The sequence below is a fragment of the Acinetobacter towneri DSM 14962 = CIP 107472 genome (assembly GCF_000368785.1).
Classification (GTDB): Bacteria; Pseudomonadota; Gammaproteobacteria; order Pseudomonadales; family Moraxellaceae; genus Acinetobacter; species Acinetobacter towneri.
In genome coordinates this window covers 10,072-26,929 of sequence record NZ_KB849695.1, presented here as the reverse complement: position 1 = coordinate 26,929, position 16,858 = coordinate 10,072, and the positions used below count along the sequence as shown (strand labels likewise).

Below are 16,858 nucleotides of genomic sequence, written 5' to 3'. Positions count from 1 at the left end.
TTTTGCTCTCTTTATGCAATTTTGCTAGATCGTTGTTCTAACCAAGTGGTCAGTTTAGGCCAGAATTCATTGGCACTTTTTTGACTGGACATTAAACCCAAATGTCCACCTGGAATAAGAGTAAACGTGACATCGGTACTACTTGTCAATTCACATAAAGGTTGAGCAGCTTCAGCAGTGACAATTTGATCGCTATCACCCGCACCGACCAAAAGTGAACAATGAATATTTTTAAGGTCTATCTGATGTTGTTTGAGTTGAATATGACCTTGTTTGAGTGGGTTTTGCAGCCATACATTCAATACCATGTCCTGATTAATCCCACCCGGATAATCAATCATATTATTTAAAAAATTGGCTAAAGTTGCGTTTTCATGCAAGGTTTGTAAGTCGTGCAGATTCGACAGCATCTGTTTATTGCTTTCCAGCCATGCTCTAGGGTCTAAAATCTTAAAACCAATCGCATTGATTAAACCCGGTGTATGAATTAAATGCTTTGGAATTTTTCCTGAATAAAAGGCATGTTGCAATTTGGGATATTTAGAAATCAGTTGATTGGTCAGTTGAAAGAGTTTACCAACCCGCCCCGAAGCATAGCTATCTACAGGGCTACCCAAAACCATCAAGTTTTTAATATGTGTCGATTGTTGGTCGGCGGTATAAAGCATGGCAAAAATACCCGCCATACTCCAACCATGTAGTGAAATTTGTTCGACTTTGGCGTGTTGTAAAATGAGTTGAATACAATTAGGGATTGCATCCTGAATAAAAGCCATAAAATTTAAATGACAATGTTGATAGGTCAATTGTCCCCAATCAACCAAATACACATCAAAACCGCTATGCTGAAAATGTTTCACTAAAGAGCGATAAGGATATAAGTCATAAATCGACATGGTAATTGCTAAAGGCGCAACAAAAACCAGCGGCTCTTTATATTGCTTATCTGGTGAAGCGTAATAGCGAATCTGCGCATACTTATAACGTGCCACGATGTCGTATGGCGTGGTCTGAGATAAGATCAAATCACGGCTTTTAAATAAGCGAGTGCTGAGGTTTTTAAGCTTTTTTCGGTGCGGATTAAATTTTCTTTGTAGCTGATTCATGAGGTGTTCCATCACACGTGGCGCCGATTTGAATGAAGTCTAAGCGATATTTATACATTTTACCTTGACCTTAAATGCGCTTGGCGCTCAAAATGTTGGCAATTATTTAACAAACAGGTCTTAGGACTAAGTTTAGGGCTGAGCAGTAAAGATGAGTCAACACGACGACATTGAATATCAATTAGATACTTTGGCAATTCGTACCGGACACAACCGTACAATTGAAGGCGAACACAGTGAGCCAATTTTCCTGACTTCATCATTTGTTTGTGAAAATGCTGCCGATGCAGCTGCAAAATTCTCAGGTGAAATTGAAGGCAATACCTATTCACGTTATACCAATCCAACTGTACAGGCTTTTGAAAAACGCTTGGCAGTATTAGATGGTGCAGAACGTGCGGTTGCGACAAGTTCCGGTATGGCGGCCGTTCATGCGATCACTTTGGCTTATCTTAAAGCGGGTGATCATGTAGTCTGTTCACGTGCTGTCTTTGGCTCTATCATTTCACTATTTGAAAAATACGTGATGAAGTTTGGTGTCGATGTCACTTTTGTTGATTTAGAAGATTTAGACAGCTGGAAACAAGCCATTCGTCCAAACACACGTCTTTTATTTATTGAAACACCATCAAATCCATTGGCTCAGTTGGGTGACTTGCAAGCGATTGCCGATATTGCACATGCACATGGTGCGTTATTTGCGGTAGATAACACTTTCTGTACGCCCGTTTTGCAACAACCACTAAAATTTGGTGCAGACCTCATTATTTATTCATCAACCAAATATATTGATGGTCAGGGGCGTGCTTTGGGTGGTGCGGTTGTTGGTAAAGACAAGTTGGTCGAAGAAATCAACAGCGTTATTCGTACCTTGGGCAATTCATTAAGTCCGTTTAATGCATGGATTTTCTTAAAAGGCTTGGAAACATTAAGCCTGCGTATGAAAGCGCATTGTGCCAGCGCACAAAAACTTGCAGAGTGGCTAGATGCACATCCAAAAGTTGAAAAAGTGTATTATGCAGGCTTGCCGCATCACGCGGGGCATGAACTCGCGAAAAAACAACAGTCTGGTTTTGGTGGTGTTGTATCGTTTGTAGTGAAAGGTGAGCGTGAAGGCGCTTGGACCGTAATTGATAATACACGTTTCTTGTCGATTACTAGTAACTTGGGTGATGTAAAGTCGACGATTACCCATCCTGCAACAACATCGCATGGCCGAATGAGTCCAGAAGCCAAACAAGCAGCAGGCATCAGCGAAGGTTTAATTCGTGTTTCTGTTGGCTTGGAAGATATTGATGATATTATTCGCGACATCGAGCGCGGTTTAGACCTCATTTAAAACTAAATAGATCATTTGTTCGGAGATTTTTATGAACATTAATATGTTGATGCAGCAAGCACAGCGCATGCAAAAAGAAGTGGAAAACAACATTAAAAAAGCCAAAGAAGAACTTGCGCAAACTGAAGTGCATGCAGAAGCAGGTGGTGGTTTAGTGAAAGTGACTATGACCTGCCGTAATGTGGTCAAACGCATTGAAATCAACCCTGAATTATTGCAAGACGATGCAGACATGATTGAAGATTTGATTGCCGCTGCAATGAATGATGCTGCCCGTCAAGCCGAAGCAATTTCTGAAGAAAAAATGAAGTCTGCAAACTCAGGCATGGGCTTGCCACCGGGCTTGGCTGGTTTATTCTAAGGAACGGCGTATGTTTAGTGATCGTTTTGATCAACTGGTACAAGCGCTACGCATTTTGCCAAGTGTTGGGCCAAAATCGGCTCAACGCATGGCATTGCACCTGATTATGAAAAATAGAGAAGGTGCAGTCGGTTTGGCTCATGCTTTGAACGAAGCTACTAGCTATATTCATGAATGTTCAATTTGTCACTCATTAACGGAAGATGAAGTCTGCAATATTTGCGCCTCACATGATCGTGATGCACACTTACTTTGCGTGGTGGAATCTCCGGCCGATGTCATGGCGATTGAGCAAAGCGGCAGTTTTCGTGGCAAATACCATGTTTTAGGTGGACACTTATCACCTTTAGATGGCATTGGGCCTGACGAAATTGGTATTCCATATCTGGTTCAGCGTTTAAGTGATGGCAACATTACCGAAGTCATTTTGGCGACCAATGCAACCGTAGAAGGTCAGGCGACAGCGCACTATTTGGCAGAAGCGACCAAACATTTGCCTGTGCAGATGACCCGTATTGCGCAAGGTGTGCCGCAAGGTGGCGAACTTGAATATGTCGATAGCCATACTTTAAGTCAGGCGGTGCATAATCGGATGCGAATGAAATAAGCATTTAGGTGCTTATTTCATGTGGATGTTTATTTCGCATGTGTGGCTATTTTATATGAATAATCAATTGATAAATCATCCATGAAAAGGACTACTTGCCTTTAAAGCCAATAAAAAATCAAATTAAGATAAAAAAACGATAAAAAATTTAAATTTTCACTGTATCGACTTAGAAATAAGATAAAAATTGAAAATACTGGACATATTTTTATAGCTAAATGCTATTTAATGTTTAAAATGAACCCCTAGAGAATCCTGTTTTACCTGCTCGCTATGTTCCAATTTATTCACCAACAAAAAGACTTTGAAAATGTCTTGGCATTAATGAGCCAAAACAGCATTTATGGTTTAGACACCGAATTTATTAAGGTCGATACTTTATGGCCAAAATTGGGTGTATTCCAAATTAATGTGAATGATCAGGTCTATTTGTTAGATGGCACTTCTTTAAATTTAAGTGCATTTTGGGAAAAACTGTTTCAAGCGCAGCAAAATATTTTTCATGCCTGCTGTGAAGATATTGATTTAATTTATCATTATGCGCAGCAAAAAAACTTAGATAACGTGTTTGATACCCAAGTTGGCATGTCATTTTTAGGGCATGGTTTACAAGTCAGTTATCAAAACGCTTTAAAAACCATGCTCAATGTCGATATTGATAAAGGGCAAACTCGCTCAGACTGGCTTGCACGTCCGTTGTCCGATGAGCAGTTAAATTATGCTGCCAATGATGTGCTGTATCTAATGCAATTGGCAGATAAGGTACAAACCGACTTAAAACAAAATTATTTACTGGATTTTGCACAAGAAGATTGCCGCAATTTAACTCAGGAAATTGGTGAAGAAACACCTTTAGAGTTGTTGTATCAGGATGTGGGCAACTATCGTCATTCACGCCGTCAACTCATGCAATTGCAACAATTGGCCGTTTGGCGTGAGCAAATGGTAAAAGCCTTAAACCAACCACGTAGTTTTATTTTGCGTAATTCTACTATGCTGGACTTGGTCGAGAAAAATCCTAAAAATCAGTTCCAGCTCAGTACTATTAAAGATTTACGTGCGCATATTGTGCGTGAACATGGCAAAACTATTTTAGATTTAATTAAATATTTGCCTGATCAATCACAATGGCCATTACGTATGGCGCGACCAATTCGTCATTCTTCAAAAGAAGTGGGCGAAAATGTAGAACAGGTGATTCAACGTGCCGTACAGGAAACTCAAATTCCAAAAGAAGTTTTGCTGCGTAAAAAATGGCTGAATGCGCTTTATCAGCATGTGGTATTTCATAACGATGAGCAAGATTTGCCTAACTATTTGTTAGGTTGGCGTTATGAATTACTCACCAAGCCTTTAATTGAAGTTTTACATGCCGACGAGCGTTATTTGTCTGGTCAGATGAAAGTTGCTGAATAAATCAAACCGATCCACATTTTAAATAAAGCCGTTTTTCACCTGAAAATGGATGAATTTTCACGCCATTCTTTGTTTGAGTGTAAACATAGACCAATGCGTTAATAATGGTTAATGTATCTCGGTTTTTTTTGTTGTATCCTTTGCCTGAGTTTTTAGAGTTTTGTTGTTTATGCACTGTTCAATTTATAAATCGAGCAAAAAAGATGAGATGTATTTATACATCGCCCGTCCTGAGCAAACTGAAGATCAAGCAGAAGCGTTTAACCCGCTAGAGGTTTTACCTGAGCCAATGCGAGTTGCATTTGGTCGTGCGACATTTGTAATGGATTTGCAACTGTCTGAAAGCCGTAAGTTGGCACGTGTGAATGTTTTGCATGTCATGGATTCTATTCAAACACGTGGCTTCTTTATTCAAGTGCCACCAGAAGGCTTAATTAACCCAAATGCCGTTGAACCAGAAGGTTTACGTGGTGCTTAAGCTTTATTCAGGAGTTGAGAAATGAATAGTGTGATGACTGGATTGGATTCAATTCCTGAAACTGCAATTGCTGTTTCTGTTTATTTGTTGGGGAGTGCCATTATTTTATGGTGCTGGTACGAAATTGCCAAACGCTTGCCCAATCCGTTAGGTGGTATCACTTGGATTGTGCTGTTTGCAATTTTACTTACCCCAACAGTATCAGAAGGCAGCAATGCAGCACTTGCCCCAGCCATCTTTGGACTTCTTTTTGGTGTTTTAACCAAAGAACCCCCATTGGTTTGGTCTAATTTATCTGCCATTTTATTTGTGATCGGTCTTGGCTTATTGATCGGTTATTTCTGGTCAAGATACTGTCTTAAACAAACGACTTATAAAGCCAAGAAAAATACCTCACCACTGTAACTAAAACAATTAAGGTAAAATCATGTCTGTTGATGCGCAACAATTTTCGGGTACAGATCAGTACATTGCGACTGATAGTTTAAAACTTGCGGTGAAAGCCGCACGTGCTTTGCAAAAACCGCTTTTGGTGAAAGGTGAGCCAGGTACAGGTAAAACCTTATTGGCAGAGCAAGTTGCTAAAAGTTTGGGTTTAAAGTTGATTACATGGCACATTAAATCGACCACCAAAGCGCAGCAAGGTTTATATGAATATGATGCAGTGTCGCGTTTGCGTGACAGCCAACTGGGCGATGACCGTGTGTATGACGTTAAAAACTACATTAAACCCGGGAAATTGTGGGAAGCATTTACCAGCGAAGAACGCTGTGTGTTGTTGATTGATGAAATTGACAAGGCAGATATTGAATTCCCAAATGACCTGCTACATGAACTCGATAAAATGTCGTTTTATGTTTATGAAACAGGCGAAACCATTACGGCAACACAACGTCCAATCGTGATCATCACATCAAATAATGAAAAAGAGCTGCCAGACGCTTTTTTACGTCGTTGTTTCTTCCATTATATTGATTTCCCAGATGAAGCGACCATGCGCGATATTATCGATGTGCATTTCCCGAATATTTCAAGCACATTGGTTTCAGAAGCTTTACAAGTTTTCTTTAAATTGCGCCAAGTTCCGGGCTTAAAAAAACCACCATCTACGTCTGAATTAATTGATTGGTTAAGCCTATTGATGGCAGATGACATGCCGGAAGATATTTTGCGTAATAGCGATAAAAGCAAAGCCATTCCGCCTTTATACGGTGCATTAATCAAAAATGAACAAGATGTGCAATTGCTTGAGCGTTTAGCCTTTATGTCGCGCCGTTAAGGGAGGACAACGCCATGTTCGTGCGCTTGTTTTATACCTTGCGACGTTACGGTGTACCTGTCACCACACGTGAATTGATTGACTTAAATCAGGCGGTGGCATCGGGTCTGGTTTTTGCAGATCAAGATGAATTCTATCAACTTGTTAAAACCGTCATGGTCAAAGATGAGCGTTTTTTTGACAAGTTTGACCGTGCCATGAAAGATTATTTTGATGGCATTTCCACTTTTGATTTAGATGATTTACTGCAGCAAGTTCATCAATTGCCTAAAGACTGGTTCGACTTAGAACTATTAGAAAAACATCTCACGCCAGAACAACGCGAAGAGCTGAAAAAAGCAGGTTCTTTAGAAGAATTGATGAAAATGCTGGAAGAGCGTTTACGCGAGCAGCATAAAAAGCATCAGGGTGGCAACCGTATGATTGGTACGGGCGGTACATCACCGTTTGGTGCTTTTGGTGATCATCCTGAAGGTGTACGCATTGGTGGGCCTGGACGTAAGCGTTCAGCTGTTAAAGTCTGGGAGCAGCGTCAGTATCGAAATTTAGACGATGAACAGATTTTAGGTACACGACAAATGCAATTGGCACTGCGTCGTTTGCGTAAATTTGCCCGTCAAGGTGCAGCTGAAGAATTGGATATTGATGGCACTATCCGAGAAACTGCCAAACAGGGCATTTTAGATGTGCAATTGGTGCCAGAACGTCGTAATCGCGTCAAAGTGTTGATGTTGTTTGATGTGGGTGGCTCGATGGATGCACACATCGCCCAATGTGAAAAACTGTTTAGTGCGGCCAAAACTGAGTTTAAAACCCTCGAATATTTTTATTTCCACAACTGTTTATACGACTATGTTTGGAAAGACAATTTACGCCGTAGCAGTACCCGTATGAATACGTGGGATTTGTTGAATACCTATGGACGCGACTATCGGGTAATTGTGGTCGGTGATGCGAGTATGGCACCTTATGAGCTGAATTCGATTGGTGGTTCGGTAGAATATATGAATGATGAGGCAGGGCAAGTTTGGTTACAACGTCTGCGTCAGCATTTTGAAAAAACCGCATGGCTGAATCCTGAACAGGAAGGCTATTGGCATTACACACATACCATTGGTTTAATTAAACAAATTTTTGAACATCATATGTATCCAATGACTTTAAAAGGCATTGAAGATATGACTAAATATTTGGCGCGTTAATCGTCATTTTCGTCAATATCACTCAACTTTTGAGTGATTGTTAGGCGAAGACTAAGTAAGTGCAGACACGATAGGCAACGTGAATTTCAATCTGAGGGGATCGATATGGATCATCAAATCAATGGCATCGCATTACCGAATGAAGACGGTTTTTTCGGGCAATATGGCGGGCAGTTTATTCCACCACATTTAAAAGAAGCCATGGATGAAATTAACGTTGCTTATGAGGAAATTCGTAAAACGGCAGAATTTCAGAATGAATTAAAAGATTTGTTTGCTCACTATGTTGGCCGTCCAAGTCCTTTATTCCATGCCAAGCGTTTATCTGAACAGTTAGGTGGTGCGCAAATTTATTTAAAGCGTGAAGATTTAAACCATACTGGTGCACATAAAATTAACCACTGTTTAGGCGAGGCATTACTAGCCAAATATATGGGTAAAACCAAAGTCATTGCAGAAACTGGTGCGGGACAGCACGGGGTAGCCTTGGCGACGGCATGTGCGCTAGTGGGAATTCCGTGTGAAATTCACATGGGACAGGTGGATATTGAAAAAGAACACCCGAATGTGGTGAAAATGAAAATTCTAGGTGCCAACCTGATTTCAGTGACCCGCGGTACAGCCACTTTAAAAGATGCAGTGGACAGCGCTTTTGAAGAATATTTAAAAGACCCAAAAAACTTTATTTATGCGATTGGTTCTGTGGTTGGGCCACACCCATTTCCAAAAATGGTGCGTGATTTCCAATCTATTATAGGTGATGAAATTAAACTGCAAAGCCAAGAGCGTTTTGGTGTAAACCCAGATTATATCGTGGCATGTGTGGGCGGTGGTTCAAACGCAGTGGGTGCATTTACCGCATTCTTAAATGATGCAGAAGTGAAACTTGTGGGTGTTGAGCCTGCAGGGCATGGTTTAGATACAGATCAACACTCTGCAACCCTAACTTTGGGTAAACCAGGCCAGCTTCACGGTATGGCGTGTTATGTACTTGAAGATGAACATGGTGAGCCATTGCCAGTGCACTCTATTGCCTCTGGTTTGGATTATCCAGGTGTGGGGCCGCAACATAGCTTCTTAAAAGACATTGGTCGCGTGGAGTATTCAACGGCAACTGACCAAGAATGTTTAGATGCCTTTATGACGTTGTCACGTGTAGAGGGTATTGTACCTGCTTTGGAAAGCTCACATGCGGTGGCGTGGGCATTACGTGAAGCACCAAAAATGGCAAAAAACGTGAAAATTGTGGTTAATCTTTCAGGTCGTGGTGATAAAGATTCAGACTATGTAGCAGAAAAATTAGGTTTGAATTAATTCTACTGAATATGAAAAACCGCCTAAATGTGTAAGTTTAGGCGGTTTTTTTATCTTTACTTTATATTTGGCAGGTTTTATAAAACAGTGTCTTAGCTTGCAATATATTGTTGTAACTGCTCGATCAGTTTGCGCTGATCATCCATAGTCGCTTTCACCAAGTCACCAATCGACACTAAACCTACCAACTGCTCACCTTCAAGTACAGGTAAGTGACGTAAATGATGGTCAGTAATTAAGTTTAAGCATTCTTTCACACTGGTGTTTTTGGTCACGGTCAGTACTTTAGCAGTCATAATTTCACTAACCGTTGTGCTTTTAGAAGTTCGTTCCATCAAAATAACTTTACGGGTGTAATCACGCTCAGACAGAATACCAACCACATGATTGTTTTGATCGGTAACCACCAACGCACCAATGCCTTTTTCAGCCATTAAACTAATTGCTTCTAAAACCGTTGCTTCTGGGCGAATTGTGTAAATTTCGTGATGTGCTTTATCTTGTAAAACGTGAGTTACCTTGGTCATATTCTGTGTCCTGATTTGTTGTTTATTGTTTGACTTTTAAAGTAACGTGAATTGTAAAAATTGCAAATACTTTAGAGTCACGATTGTTGATTTTTACGTCAATTCTATTCAGTTTTTATTTAAGCAATATTTAACGCAGGTTCATTAAAAAAGAAATGCTTCATTTGTGAAGTGGTCAGTTTAATTTTTTGACTTGACGAACCAAACAAGGTTGGCGTGACATTTAAACGGGTGAGCGTTGGTAATAAAAAAGTTTCAAAATCCTGCGCGGAAATTTTACGAGGACTATATTGTGGCCAGTGTTTAGCAGCATATTTATGCGCTTGTACCGCATTTAACCAAAAAGGGAAAATATAATCATCGTGATCTGAACTCATTGCCCAACCTTGATGGAATAAACCCCAAAGTACACCGCAGTACATCATTGATTTTAATAGTGTAACTTTAAGCAGAAAATCCTTTGGTAAAGGGTGGAGTTGGTTAATCTGATTCATAATCAAGCAAGGTTGTAAAATTTGGCTATATTGTAAAAAGAATTGATGAATATACCGTTTAAGCTTTGCTTAAAATCGTAAACAAATGTGTATTTATGGTTGGAGCATCTAAAAAAGGGTCAAAAAAAACGCCACCTAAGTGACGTTTTATTATGCTTGCATGGTGGCCATGTTTTGCCAGTATTGCGCTTTCAATGAATCACGTTCTACGCGGAAACCTTGATAATACAGTTCTGCTAAGAACATTGCCGCTTTACCATGTCCTGCACGTGCAGCTTCTTCGAGTTGTTTTACCGCGTCTTGGAAGTTCATTTGTGAATGAATCGTGTTTACTGCATTTGCATAAACATGCTCTAAGTCATGGTGAGAGATCGTTTGAATCATATTAAACTCCTTATTGTAATTATGATTACTTATTTAAGCCTACCTTTTAGGCTTCATATCAATTTAACGCTTTATTGTTAAACTAATATTACAATTTGATTGAATTGTCAAATAATTATCGGGGTTAATGAGCATATTTCAAGTTTACATGATTAAACATTGAACAAGTTTAATTTTGATTAAACTAAAGCTCTAAGCATGATAAAAAAGGAGAACAACATGACAAGATCCGTAGACGGATGTGCTTTTGATGTACCTCCATTGACTTCTCAAATTATTGAGTTGGCACATCATCACCGTAAAAAACTAGATGAGGTAATTTTCCGTCGAGATGTTCATTTAGGTGAATACTGCTTGGCGCAACGTAAACGTGTGGCTGACTTTGCTAAAACTTTAGAGCGAAGCGATCGTATAGAGTTTTATCGTAATTATGATGGTGAATTACTCCGTATTGCCGATGAAGATGAACTGCATCCTGCCGAAGCAGAGGGCGGTGTCAGTGTATTTGCTATTTTCTTGGTGCTTGCAGTCATTGCATTGGTTTTATACTTTGCGGTAATTCGTGGCACGATTGGCTAAAGCTAAATCCTTTGTAGAATTTGTAGAAAAAGGCTCAATTTTTACTGTGACGATACAGTAAAATTGAGCTGTTTAACTTGTACATCTCACAAGGGCATCCTACACTAAGGCGATTAGAGGTAGGTCATGCACAACGCAATTCAAAAAACGATTCAATTTATTTCTCAACTGAAACTCGAGCAAATTTATAATATTGTTGTGCTGAGTATCATTTTTATTATTTTAACTTTAGCAAGTGTTGCGCTTTATCGCCCAGTTGGGGTGCAACAATTTCAAAATGTTGAGCGTTTGTCACAACAATCTATGTATGCCAATACCCAAGACATGGCAGTTCATTTACTCAATCAACGTCCGATTCGTTATGTGCATTATTTAAAGTTGATGCAGGCACATCAAATGGAGCAAGATCGGGCTCAACAACTTCCTGCCTTGGTGCAAGAGTAATTTTTTCTGTTGGCATGTTATTCATATTGTGCGGTGTCGGTGTTAAAGATGTTGGTGCGAGTAAATTGTCCTGCAGCATTTTTACCAATGCGGCTTTATCTAAATGTTCGCTCACAATTACTAAAGTTAAACGATCAGGATGCAAATGTTTGCGAATTGCACGTTGCACATCTTCAGCGGTAACTTTTTCCACTCGTTCTGCATAATCACTTAAATAATTTGCAGGAAGTCGATAAAAACCGATGTGCCCAAGCTGGGCATTAATACTGGCATTGCTGCTGTATTGATTCGGAAATGCACGAATTAAACCTGCTTTGGTTTCTTTTAATTGTTCTAAATTCATAGGTTGTTGTACAAACTGAATTAAGCTCTGGTGAGCGACTTGAATACTATCGAGTAACTGATCTTGGCGCGTAGAATAGCCTAAGCTAAACAAACCCGCTGCTTGGGTAAAACGAAACGAACTGCTAACACCGTAAGTGTAGCCACGTTTTACTCGTAATTCTTTCATCAAAATTGAATTGAAACTGCTGCCGCCCAGCATTTTATTGGCAATTTCTAAAGCCAAATAGTCAGGATCATCCCGTGTAGTCGCAAGTTGTGCAATACTGACATGCGCCTGTTGTGACCGGTAGGGAATATGCTGGATGTTGAAACGTGTTGCAGGTGTAGGCTGTGGCAAAGCTGTTGCTGCAACACCTTGGGCAATATGTGCGCTGATGGTATTGGCAAGTTTTTCTGCTTCTTTTAAGGTTAATTTGCCTGTAATGGCAATGTTCATATTTTGCGCGACCAGAAACTGATCTCTAAATTGTTGTAAGTGCTTTGGTTGAATCCGTTTGATGCTGCCATTGGTGCCTGTAATGGGTTCTGAATAGGCATGTTGTCCGTAAATTGCGCGATATAAGCGAATATTCATTAAACGGCTTGGATTTTCTTGCAGTTGTTTTTGCCCAATTTGTGTATTGCTTTGCACACGCTGGATATTAGAACGCTCAAAAGTCGCATGTTTCAGTATTTCCAGCATCATTTTGACGGCAGTTTGCATTTTCTGCGGATCAGACAGTGTTCTTAGCCGTACCACAAACATATCGCGGTACGCCGTGGTACTAAAACGTGCGCCTGTGGTTTCAAAGGCTGCGGCAATTTCCTCTGCCTTATAACGCTTGGTGCCTTCATCAATCAGTTGGGCTGCCATATTGGCAACGCCAAATAAACCTTTTTCAATTTCTGCATCGCGGGCAGAACCTGCATTAAAAGTCAGTTGGATATCAACCATTGGCAAAGCAGGATTTTCGACAAATAAAGTGCGTACGTGTCGATGATTTTTTAATTCATATACCTGTGGAGCGCGAACATCGACCAATTCATTTACGGCATTTAAACTGTGCAGCAAGCTCAAAGATTGTAAAGGCGTACTTACATCTGTTTCAGCAAAATCATGCGCTGCTGTGGTGGCAGTTTCCATCGCAAAGCCAGCAGAACATAGGCTAAAACTAGTGCTTAAAATAAGCGTGCTGAATAGATGTTTTTTCATGAAAATCACAGTTTAAGGTGTTGTGCTTTGAGGTAATAAATACAAGGTGCTAAGTCTGTCTTTGTTAAAGTAACTTTGCGCAACACGTTGCAGATCCTGGGCAGTAATCGCTTGTAAGTGTTGTGGTAAAACATCGATTAAACGGTGACTGAATCCATTGACTTCCAAATTGCCAATGGTTCGGGCTTGTCCTGCCAAATCATCCTGACTATAAATCCAATTGGCCACAAATTGAGTCACCACGCGCTCAATTTCACTTGAATTGACCAAATCCTGTTTTAGCGTATCCACTTCGTTTTGAATCGCGACCTGTGCTTCGCTTAACGTTACACCTGCTGCAGGCAATGCTGAAATACTAAACAAACTATCCCCACGTTGATACGGGTCATAACTGACACTGACTGAGCTAAGAATCTTATTGTTTCTGACCAAGCGCTGTTCTAAACGTGAAGTAATTCCACTGTCTAACAGTTGTTTGATGATAGTGAGCGCGAAGGCATCTTGAGGATTTTTAGCTGTTGCCAATGAACCGACATTCCAAGCCATATATAAATTAGGAACTTGCACAGTCGCAGACAATTCCATGTGCCGATAACCTAATTGTTCAAACTCCAACACATCATTGCGCGGTGGCGTAGGTGCTTTCGGAATATCTCCAAAATACTTTTGGACTTGCAACAATGCGGCTTGATGATCTACATCGCCCACAATCACTAGAATAGCATTATTGGGGCGATACCATTTTTTGTACCACGCCTGTACATCTTGCAGCTGAATGCTTTGCAAGTTTTTCATGTGCCCAATAATGGGTTGGCGATAATGACTGGTTGGGTAGGCAATCCATTTAAAGCGTTCAAAAGCCAAAGCCCGTGGATTATCATCGGTACGTTGCCGCCGTTCTTCCATTACCACCTTAATTTCAGGCTCAAAGTCTTGTTGGCGAAGTAACAAATTACTCATTCTGTCGGCTTCCAACTCTAAAGCCAGTGGGAAATAAGTTTTGGGATAGAGCTGATAATAATTCGTGTAATTGGTAAAGGTTGCTGCATTGACACTGCCACCATAAATACGACTTAAACGGGTAAATTCATCATTCGGCACCTTGGCTGTACCTTTAAACATCATGTGTTCAAGTACGTGCGAAATCCCAAGTGTATTTCCGGACTCATCGCTACTGCCCACTTTGTACCAAATTTGAGTCATCACCATGGGAGAACGATGGTCTTCACGAATAATGACTTTTAAACCATTGTTGAGTGTGGTTTCAAAAGTGTTATTCGCAGCTAAAACTTCAGCATGGCTAATCGAAGCTGTTAAACCCCAAAGCAACGCACAAACAGACTTCATCGAAAATTGGAACATAAGCAAGTGGAGATCAATCGTTATCGGCTTATCTTTCAGAAATTAAAGCGGAAAGGCAAGGATTGCTGTAGGTATTTTTTGTATGCGGCTATGTGGTTGGAATACGAGGTAAAAGCAATTGGTTTATGTTAGAATCCGATTTTTTAACGCAATGCTTTTCAAGGATTCGGCATGCAACAGCAATCTAATGGGCAAAATAAATTTTTGATTGATGCTGATATCGGAGATGATGATGTCACATTACCGAATTTACCAGCGGTAAATATTCCGATTGTTGAAACAACACCTCTACAACAAGCAGAAACCTCTGAACATGCTGCAGAAACATCATCAGACACGGATGCGCCTGCGAAAGGTGGTTTCTTTAGTCGCATGAAAGAAGGGTTAACCAAAACCCGTAAAAACTTTGCCGATGGCATGGTGAATATTCTGATTGGCGGTAAAGAAATTGATGATGAATTATTAGAAGAAGTCGAAGAACAACTGTTGGTTGCAGATATTGGTGTAGATGCAACGAAAACCATTATTGCCAATTTGACCGAGCGTACTGCGCGTGGCGACTTAATTTATTCACATTCTTTATATAAGGCTTTGCAAGAAGAATTAGTGGCTTTGCTTGCGCCACGGGTAAAACCTTTACATATTGATGCCAATAAAACCCCTTATGTGATTTTAGTCGTGGGTGTGAATGGTGTAGGTAAAACCACAACCATTGGCAAGTTAGCGAAACGCTTACAAGGCGAAGGTAAAAAAGTCATGTTGGCCGCAGGGGATACTTTCCGTGCTGCAGCGACAGAACAATTGCAGATTTGGGGTGAGCGTAACGATGTTGCCGTTGTTGCACAAGGTCACGGTGCAGACAGTGCTTCTGTTATTTTCGATGCGTTTGAAAGTGCGCGTGCCAAAGGCATTGATGTGTTAATTGCAGATACTGCTGGACGTTTGCATAACAAAAGCAACCTGATGCAAGAATTGACTAAAGTTAAGCGTGTGATGCAAAAAATTGATGCGACTGCACCGCATGAAGTGATGTTGGTCGTAGATGCAGGCACAGGTCAAAATGCCATTAACCAAGTGGAAATGTTTGATGAGGCTGTTGGCTTAACAGGCATCACCATCACTAAACTGGATGGTACGGCAAAAGGTGGCGTGTTATTTAACATTGCAAGCCGTAGCCATGTGCCAATTCGCTTTATTGGTGTGGGTGAAAAAATTGACGATTTACGTCCATTCTCAGCCAAAGCATTTGTTGCAGCACTGTTTGAAACTGAAAAATAAGTTTTAAAATAAGTTTAAAGCTAAAATGTAAAAATGCTGTAAGTTTCACACAAACTCCGCAAAATGCGGAGTTTGTGGTTTTTAGCGGGTTTGAGTGTTGTAAAAAGCAGCAGCTAAAAATACGAATGTGAATAAAAGCACATTCGTCTATATACAATAAGAAAAAATATTAGACTGATTTTGATTGATTTTTTGGGGAAGTTAAAATGACACTGTTAAATAAAATTGGTCATGTGCTTACAGCAGATATCATGAAAGACTTTAAGCTTAAAAAAAAGCCTAGCCATGATGCACATGAACTGACTTTCATCGATCAATTGAAAAAGCGCCGTAGTATTTATGCTTTAGGAAAACGCATTCATTTTAGCCAAACTTATATGACCGAGCTGATTCAGGAAGCTGTGCGTAGCTGTCCATCGGCACATCATTCACAAAGTACGCGCGTGGTTATTTTATTTTCTGAATCACATAAAAAATTTTGGAATTTAGTACAGGAAGTACAACGTCAGTTTGTACCAGAGCAGGTTTTTGCAGGTACTAAAATGAAAATCGAACAATGTGCAGCAGCTTTTGGCACGGTATTGTTCTATGAAGATCAACAAGTGATTCGTCAATTGCAAAAGAAAATTCCATTTAATGCTGCAGAATTTCCAATTTGGTCGGAGCAAACTTCAGGCATGGCGCAATTTGCAGTGTGGACAGCACTGGCAGATTCAGGCGTGGGTGCATCTTTACAGCATTATAATCCAAACATAGACCGTGCTGTGGCAGAGCATTTTGATATTCCAGATACATGGTTGTTACGTTCACAACTCGTTTTTGGATCAATTGAAGAAGAAGTAACCGAACGGAGTCATGCACACTATCAAAATCAATTTAAAGTCTATGCTTAAATAACAGCATTTGATGAAGATTGGTCAAATCAGCTTATTATTATGTGCTACAAAGAGCGAACCGCAGCATATTTATATTGCAATAGACTATATCTATAGAATAAAAGGTAATAGGGTCTGTTGACACTTCGTCTATGTTTGCGACGTGAGAGATATATCTCGCAAGGTTTTTTAGCTGATATAAGGCATGAGGCAGGAAATTTAGTCATTCTAAATGACTGACTCATAACGCAATAGCAGCAAAAAATATGCTCGTCC

General features: G+C 40.2%; 19 protein-coding genes. 13 read left to right on the top strand and 6 right to left on the bottom strand.

Annotation, left to right across the window (positions count from 1 at the left end):
• Nucleotides 1-11 precede the first annotated feature (11 nt).
• The gene (locus tag F947_RS12835) at nucleotides 12-1,106 is read right to left on the bottom strand and encodes an alpha/beta fold hydrolase (protein ID WP_004976628.1); all 1,095 of its coding nucleotides are present in this window, start codon (nucleotides 1,104-1,106) and stop codon (nucleotides 12-14) included.
• 151 nt (nucleotides 1,107-1,257) lie between these two features.
• Here F947_RS12835 and F947_RS12830 point away from each other — a divergent pair, with 151 nt between their 5' ends.
• The 9 genes from F947_RS12830 to trpB all read left to right on the top strand — a co-directional run bounded on the left by F947_RS12830 (nucleotide 1,258) and on the right by trpB (nucleotide 9,102).
• Nucleotides 1,258-2,445 carry an O-succinylhomoserine sulfhydrylase gene (locus F947_RS12830; protein WP_004976624.1) on the top strand — a complete coding sequence of 396 codons (1,188 nt, stop codon included), beginning with the start codon at nucleotides 1,258-1,260 and terminating at the stop codon, nucleotides 2,443-2,445.
• A gap of 31 nt (nucleotides 2,446-2,476) precedes the next feature.
• Complete coding sequence (locus F947_RS12825; protein ID WP_004976621.1) at nucleotides 2,477-2,806, top strand: YbaB/EbfC family nucleoid-associated protein; 330 nt, start codon at nucleotides 2,477-2,479, stop codon at nucleotides 2,804-2,806.
• 10 nt (nucleotides 2,807-2,816) lie between these two features.
• Nucleotides 2,817-3,413 carry a recombination mediator RecR gene (recR, locus tag F947_RS12820; protein WP_004976618.1) on the top strand — a complete coding sequence of 199 codons (597 nt, stop codon included), beginning with the start codon at nucleotides 2,817-2,819 and terminating at the stop codon, nucleotides 3,411-3,413.
• Nucleotides 3,414-3,686: 273 nt separating this feature from the next.
• Entirely contained in the window at nucleotides 3,687-4,829 is a 1,143-nt protein-coding gene (locus F947_RS12815) for a ribonuclease D (RefSeq protein WP_004976616.1), read from the top strand.
• 169 nt (nucleotides 4,830-4,998) lie between these two features.
• Nucleotides 4,999-5,307: a YcgL domain-containing protein gene (locus F947_RS12810; protein WP_004976615.1), complete on the top strand. Its 309-nt coding sequence runs from the start codon at nucleotides 4,999-5,001 to the stop codon at nucleotides 5,305-5,307.
• A gap of 21 nt (nucleotides 5,308-5,328) precedes the next feature.
• The gene (locus F947_RS12805; protein WP_004976612.1) at nucleotides 5,329-5,712 is read left to right on the top strand and encodes a hypothetical protein; all 384 of its coding nucleotides are present in this window, start codon (nucleotides 5,329-5,331) and stop codon (nucleotides 5,710-5,712) included.
• A 22-nt stretch (nucleotides 5,713-5,734) separates the two neighbouring features.
• A complete protein-coding gene (locus F947_RS12800) occupies nucleotides 5,735-6,586 on the top strand; it encodes an AAA family ATPase (protein WP_004976610.1) in 852 nt (283 codons plus the stop codon).
• 14 nt (nucleotides 6,587-6,600) lie between these two features.
• Nucleotides 6,601-7,788 carry a vWA domain-containing protein gene (locus F947_RS12795; RefSeq protein WP_004976609.1) on the top strand — a complete coding sequence of 396 codons (1,188 nt, stop codon included), beginning with the start codon at nucleotides 6,601-6,603 and terminating at the stop codon, nucleotides 7,786-7,788.
• 105 nt (nucleotides 7,789-7,893) lie between these two features.
• A complete protein-coding gene (gene trpB / locus F947_RS12790; RefSeq protein WP_004976606.1) occupies nucleotides 7,894-9,102 on the top strand; it encodes a tryptophan synthase subunit beta in 1,209 nt (402 codons plus the stop codon).
• A 92-nt stretch (nucleotides 9,103-9,194) separates the two neighbouring features.
• On the opposite strand, the gene F947_RS12785 is transcribed toward trpB, so the two are convergent.
• The 3 genes from F947_RS12785 to F947_RS12775 all read right to left on the bottom strand — a co-directional run bounded on the left by F947_RS12785 (nucleotide 9,195) and on the right by F947_RS12775 (nucleotide 10,507).
• A complete protein-coding gene (locus F947_RS12785; RefSeq protein ID WP_004976604.1) occupies nucleotides 9,195-9,629 on the bottom strand; it encodes a CBS domain-containing protein in 435 nt (144 codons plus the stop codon).
• A gap of 119 nt (nucleotides 9,630-9,748) precedes the next feature.
• A complete protein-coding gene (locus F947_RS12780; RefSeq protein ID WP_004976601.1) occupies nucleotides 9,749-10,123 on the bottom strand; it encodes a DUF2750 domain-containing protein in 375 nt (124 codons plus the stop codon).
• 150 nt (nucleotides 10,124-10,273) lie between these two features.
• Nucleotides 10,274-10,507 (bottom strand): SEL1-like repeat protein, encoded by a 234-nt coding sequence (locus tag F947_RS12775; RefSeq protein ID WP_004976599.1) that lies wholly within the window; start codon nucleotides 10,505-10,507, stop codon nucleotides 10,274-10,276.
• Nucleotides 10,508-10,726: 219 nt separating this feature from the next.
• On the opposite strand from F947_RS12775, the gene F947_RS12770 reads away from it, so the two are divergent.
• Together F947_RS12770 and F947_RS14410 are read left to right on the top strand one after the other, a co-directional pair.
• Complete coding sequence (locus F947_RS12770) at nucleotides 10,727-11,086, top strand: hypothetical protein (RefSeq protein ID WP_004976597.1); 360 nt, start codon at nucleotides 10,727-10,729, stop codon at nucleotides 11,084-11,086.
• A 126-nt stretch (nucleotides 11,087-11,212) separates the two neighbouring features.
• Nucleotides 11,213-11,530: a hypothetical protein gene (locus F947_RS14410; RefSeq protein WP_004976594.1), complete on the top strand. Its 318-nt coding sequence runs from the start codon at nucleotides 11,213-11,215 to the stop codon at nucleotides 11,528-11,530.
• Here F947_RS14410 and F947_RS12765 read toward each other — a convergent pair.
• Together F947_RS12765 and F947_RS12760 are read right to left on the bottom strand one after the other, a co-directional pair.
• The gene (locus F947_RS12765) at nucleotides 11,427-13,067 is read right to left on the bottom strand and encodes a M16 family metallopeptidase (RefSeq protein ID WP_004976592.1); all 1,641 of its coding nucleotides are present in this window, start codon (nucleotides 13,065-13,067) and stop codon (nucleotides 11,427-11,429) included. The genes F947_RS14410 and F947_RS12765 overlap by 104 nt on opposite strands.
• A gap of 12 nt (nucleotides 13,068-13,079) precedes the next feature.
• Nucleotides 13,080-14,414: a M16 family metallopeptidase gene (locus tag F947_RS12760; protein ID WP_026438390.1), complete on the bottom strand. Its 1,335-nt coding sequence runs from the start codon at nucleotides 14,412-14,414 to the stop codon at nucleotides 13,080-13,082.
• A gap of 186 nt (nucleotides 14,415-14,600) precedes the next feature.
• Here F947_RS12760 and ftsY point away from each other — a divergent pair, with 186 nt between their 5' ends.
• On the top strand, nucleotides 14,601-15,707 hold the full coding sequence (gene ftsY, locus F947_RS12755) for a signal recognition particle-docking protein FtsY (RefSeq protein WP_004976589.1): 1,107 nt from the start codon (nucleotides 14,601-14,603) through the stop codon (nucleotides 15,705-15,707).
• A 206-nt stretch (nucleotides 15,708-15,913) separates the two neighbouring features.
• Complete coding sequence (locus F947_RS12750) at nucleotides 15,914-16,600, top strand: nitroreductase family protein (protein ID WP_004976585.1); 687 nt, start codon at nucleotides 15,914-15,916, stop codon at nucleotides 16,598-16,600.
• The last annotated feature ends 258 nt before the right edge of the window (nucleotides 16,601-16,858 follow it).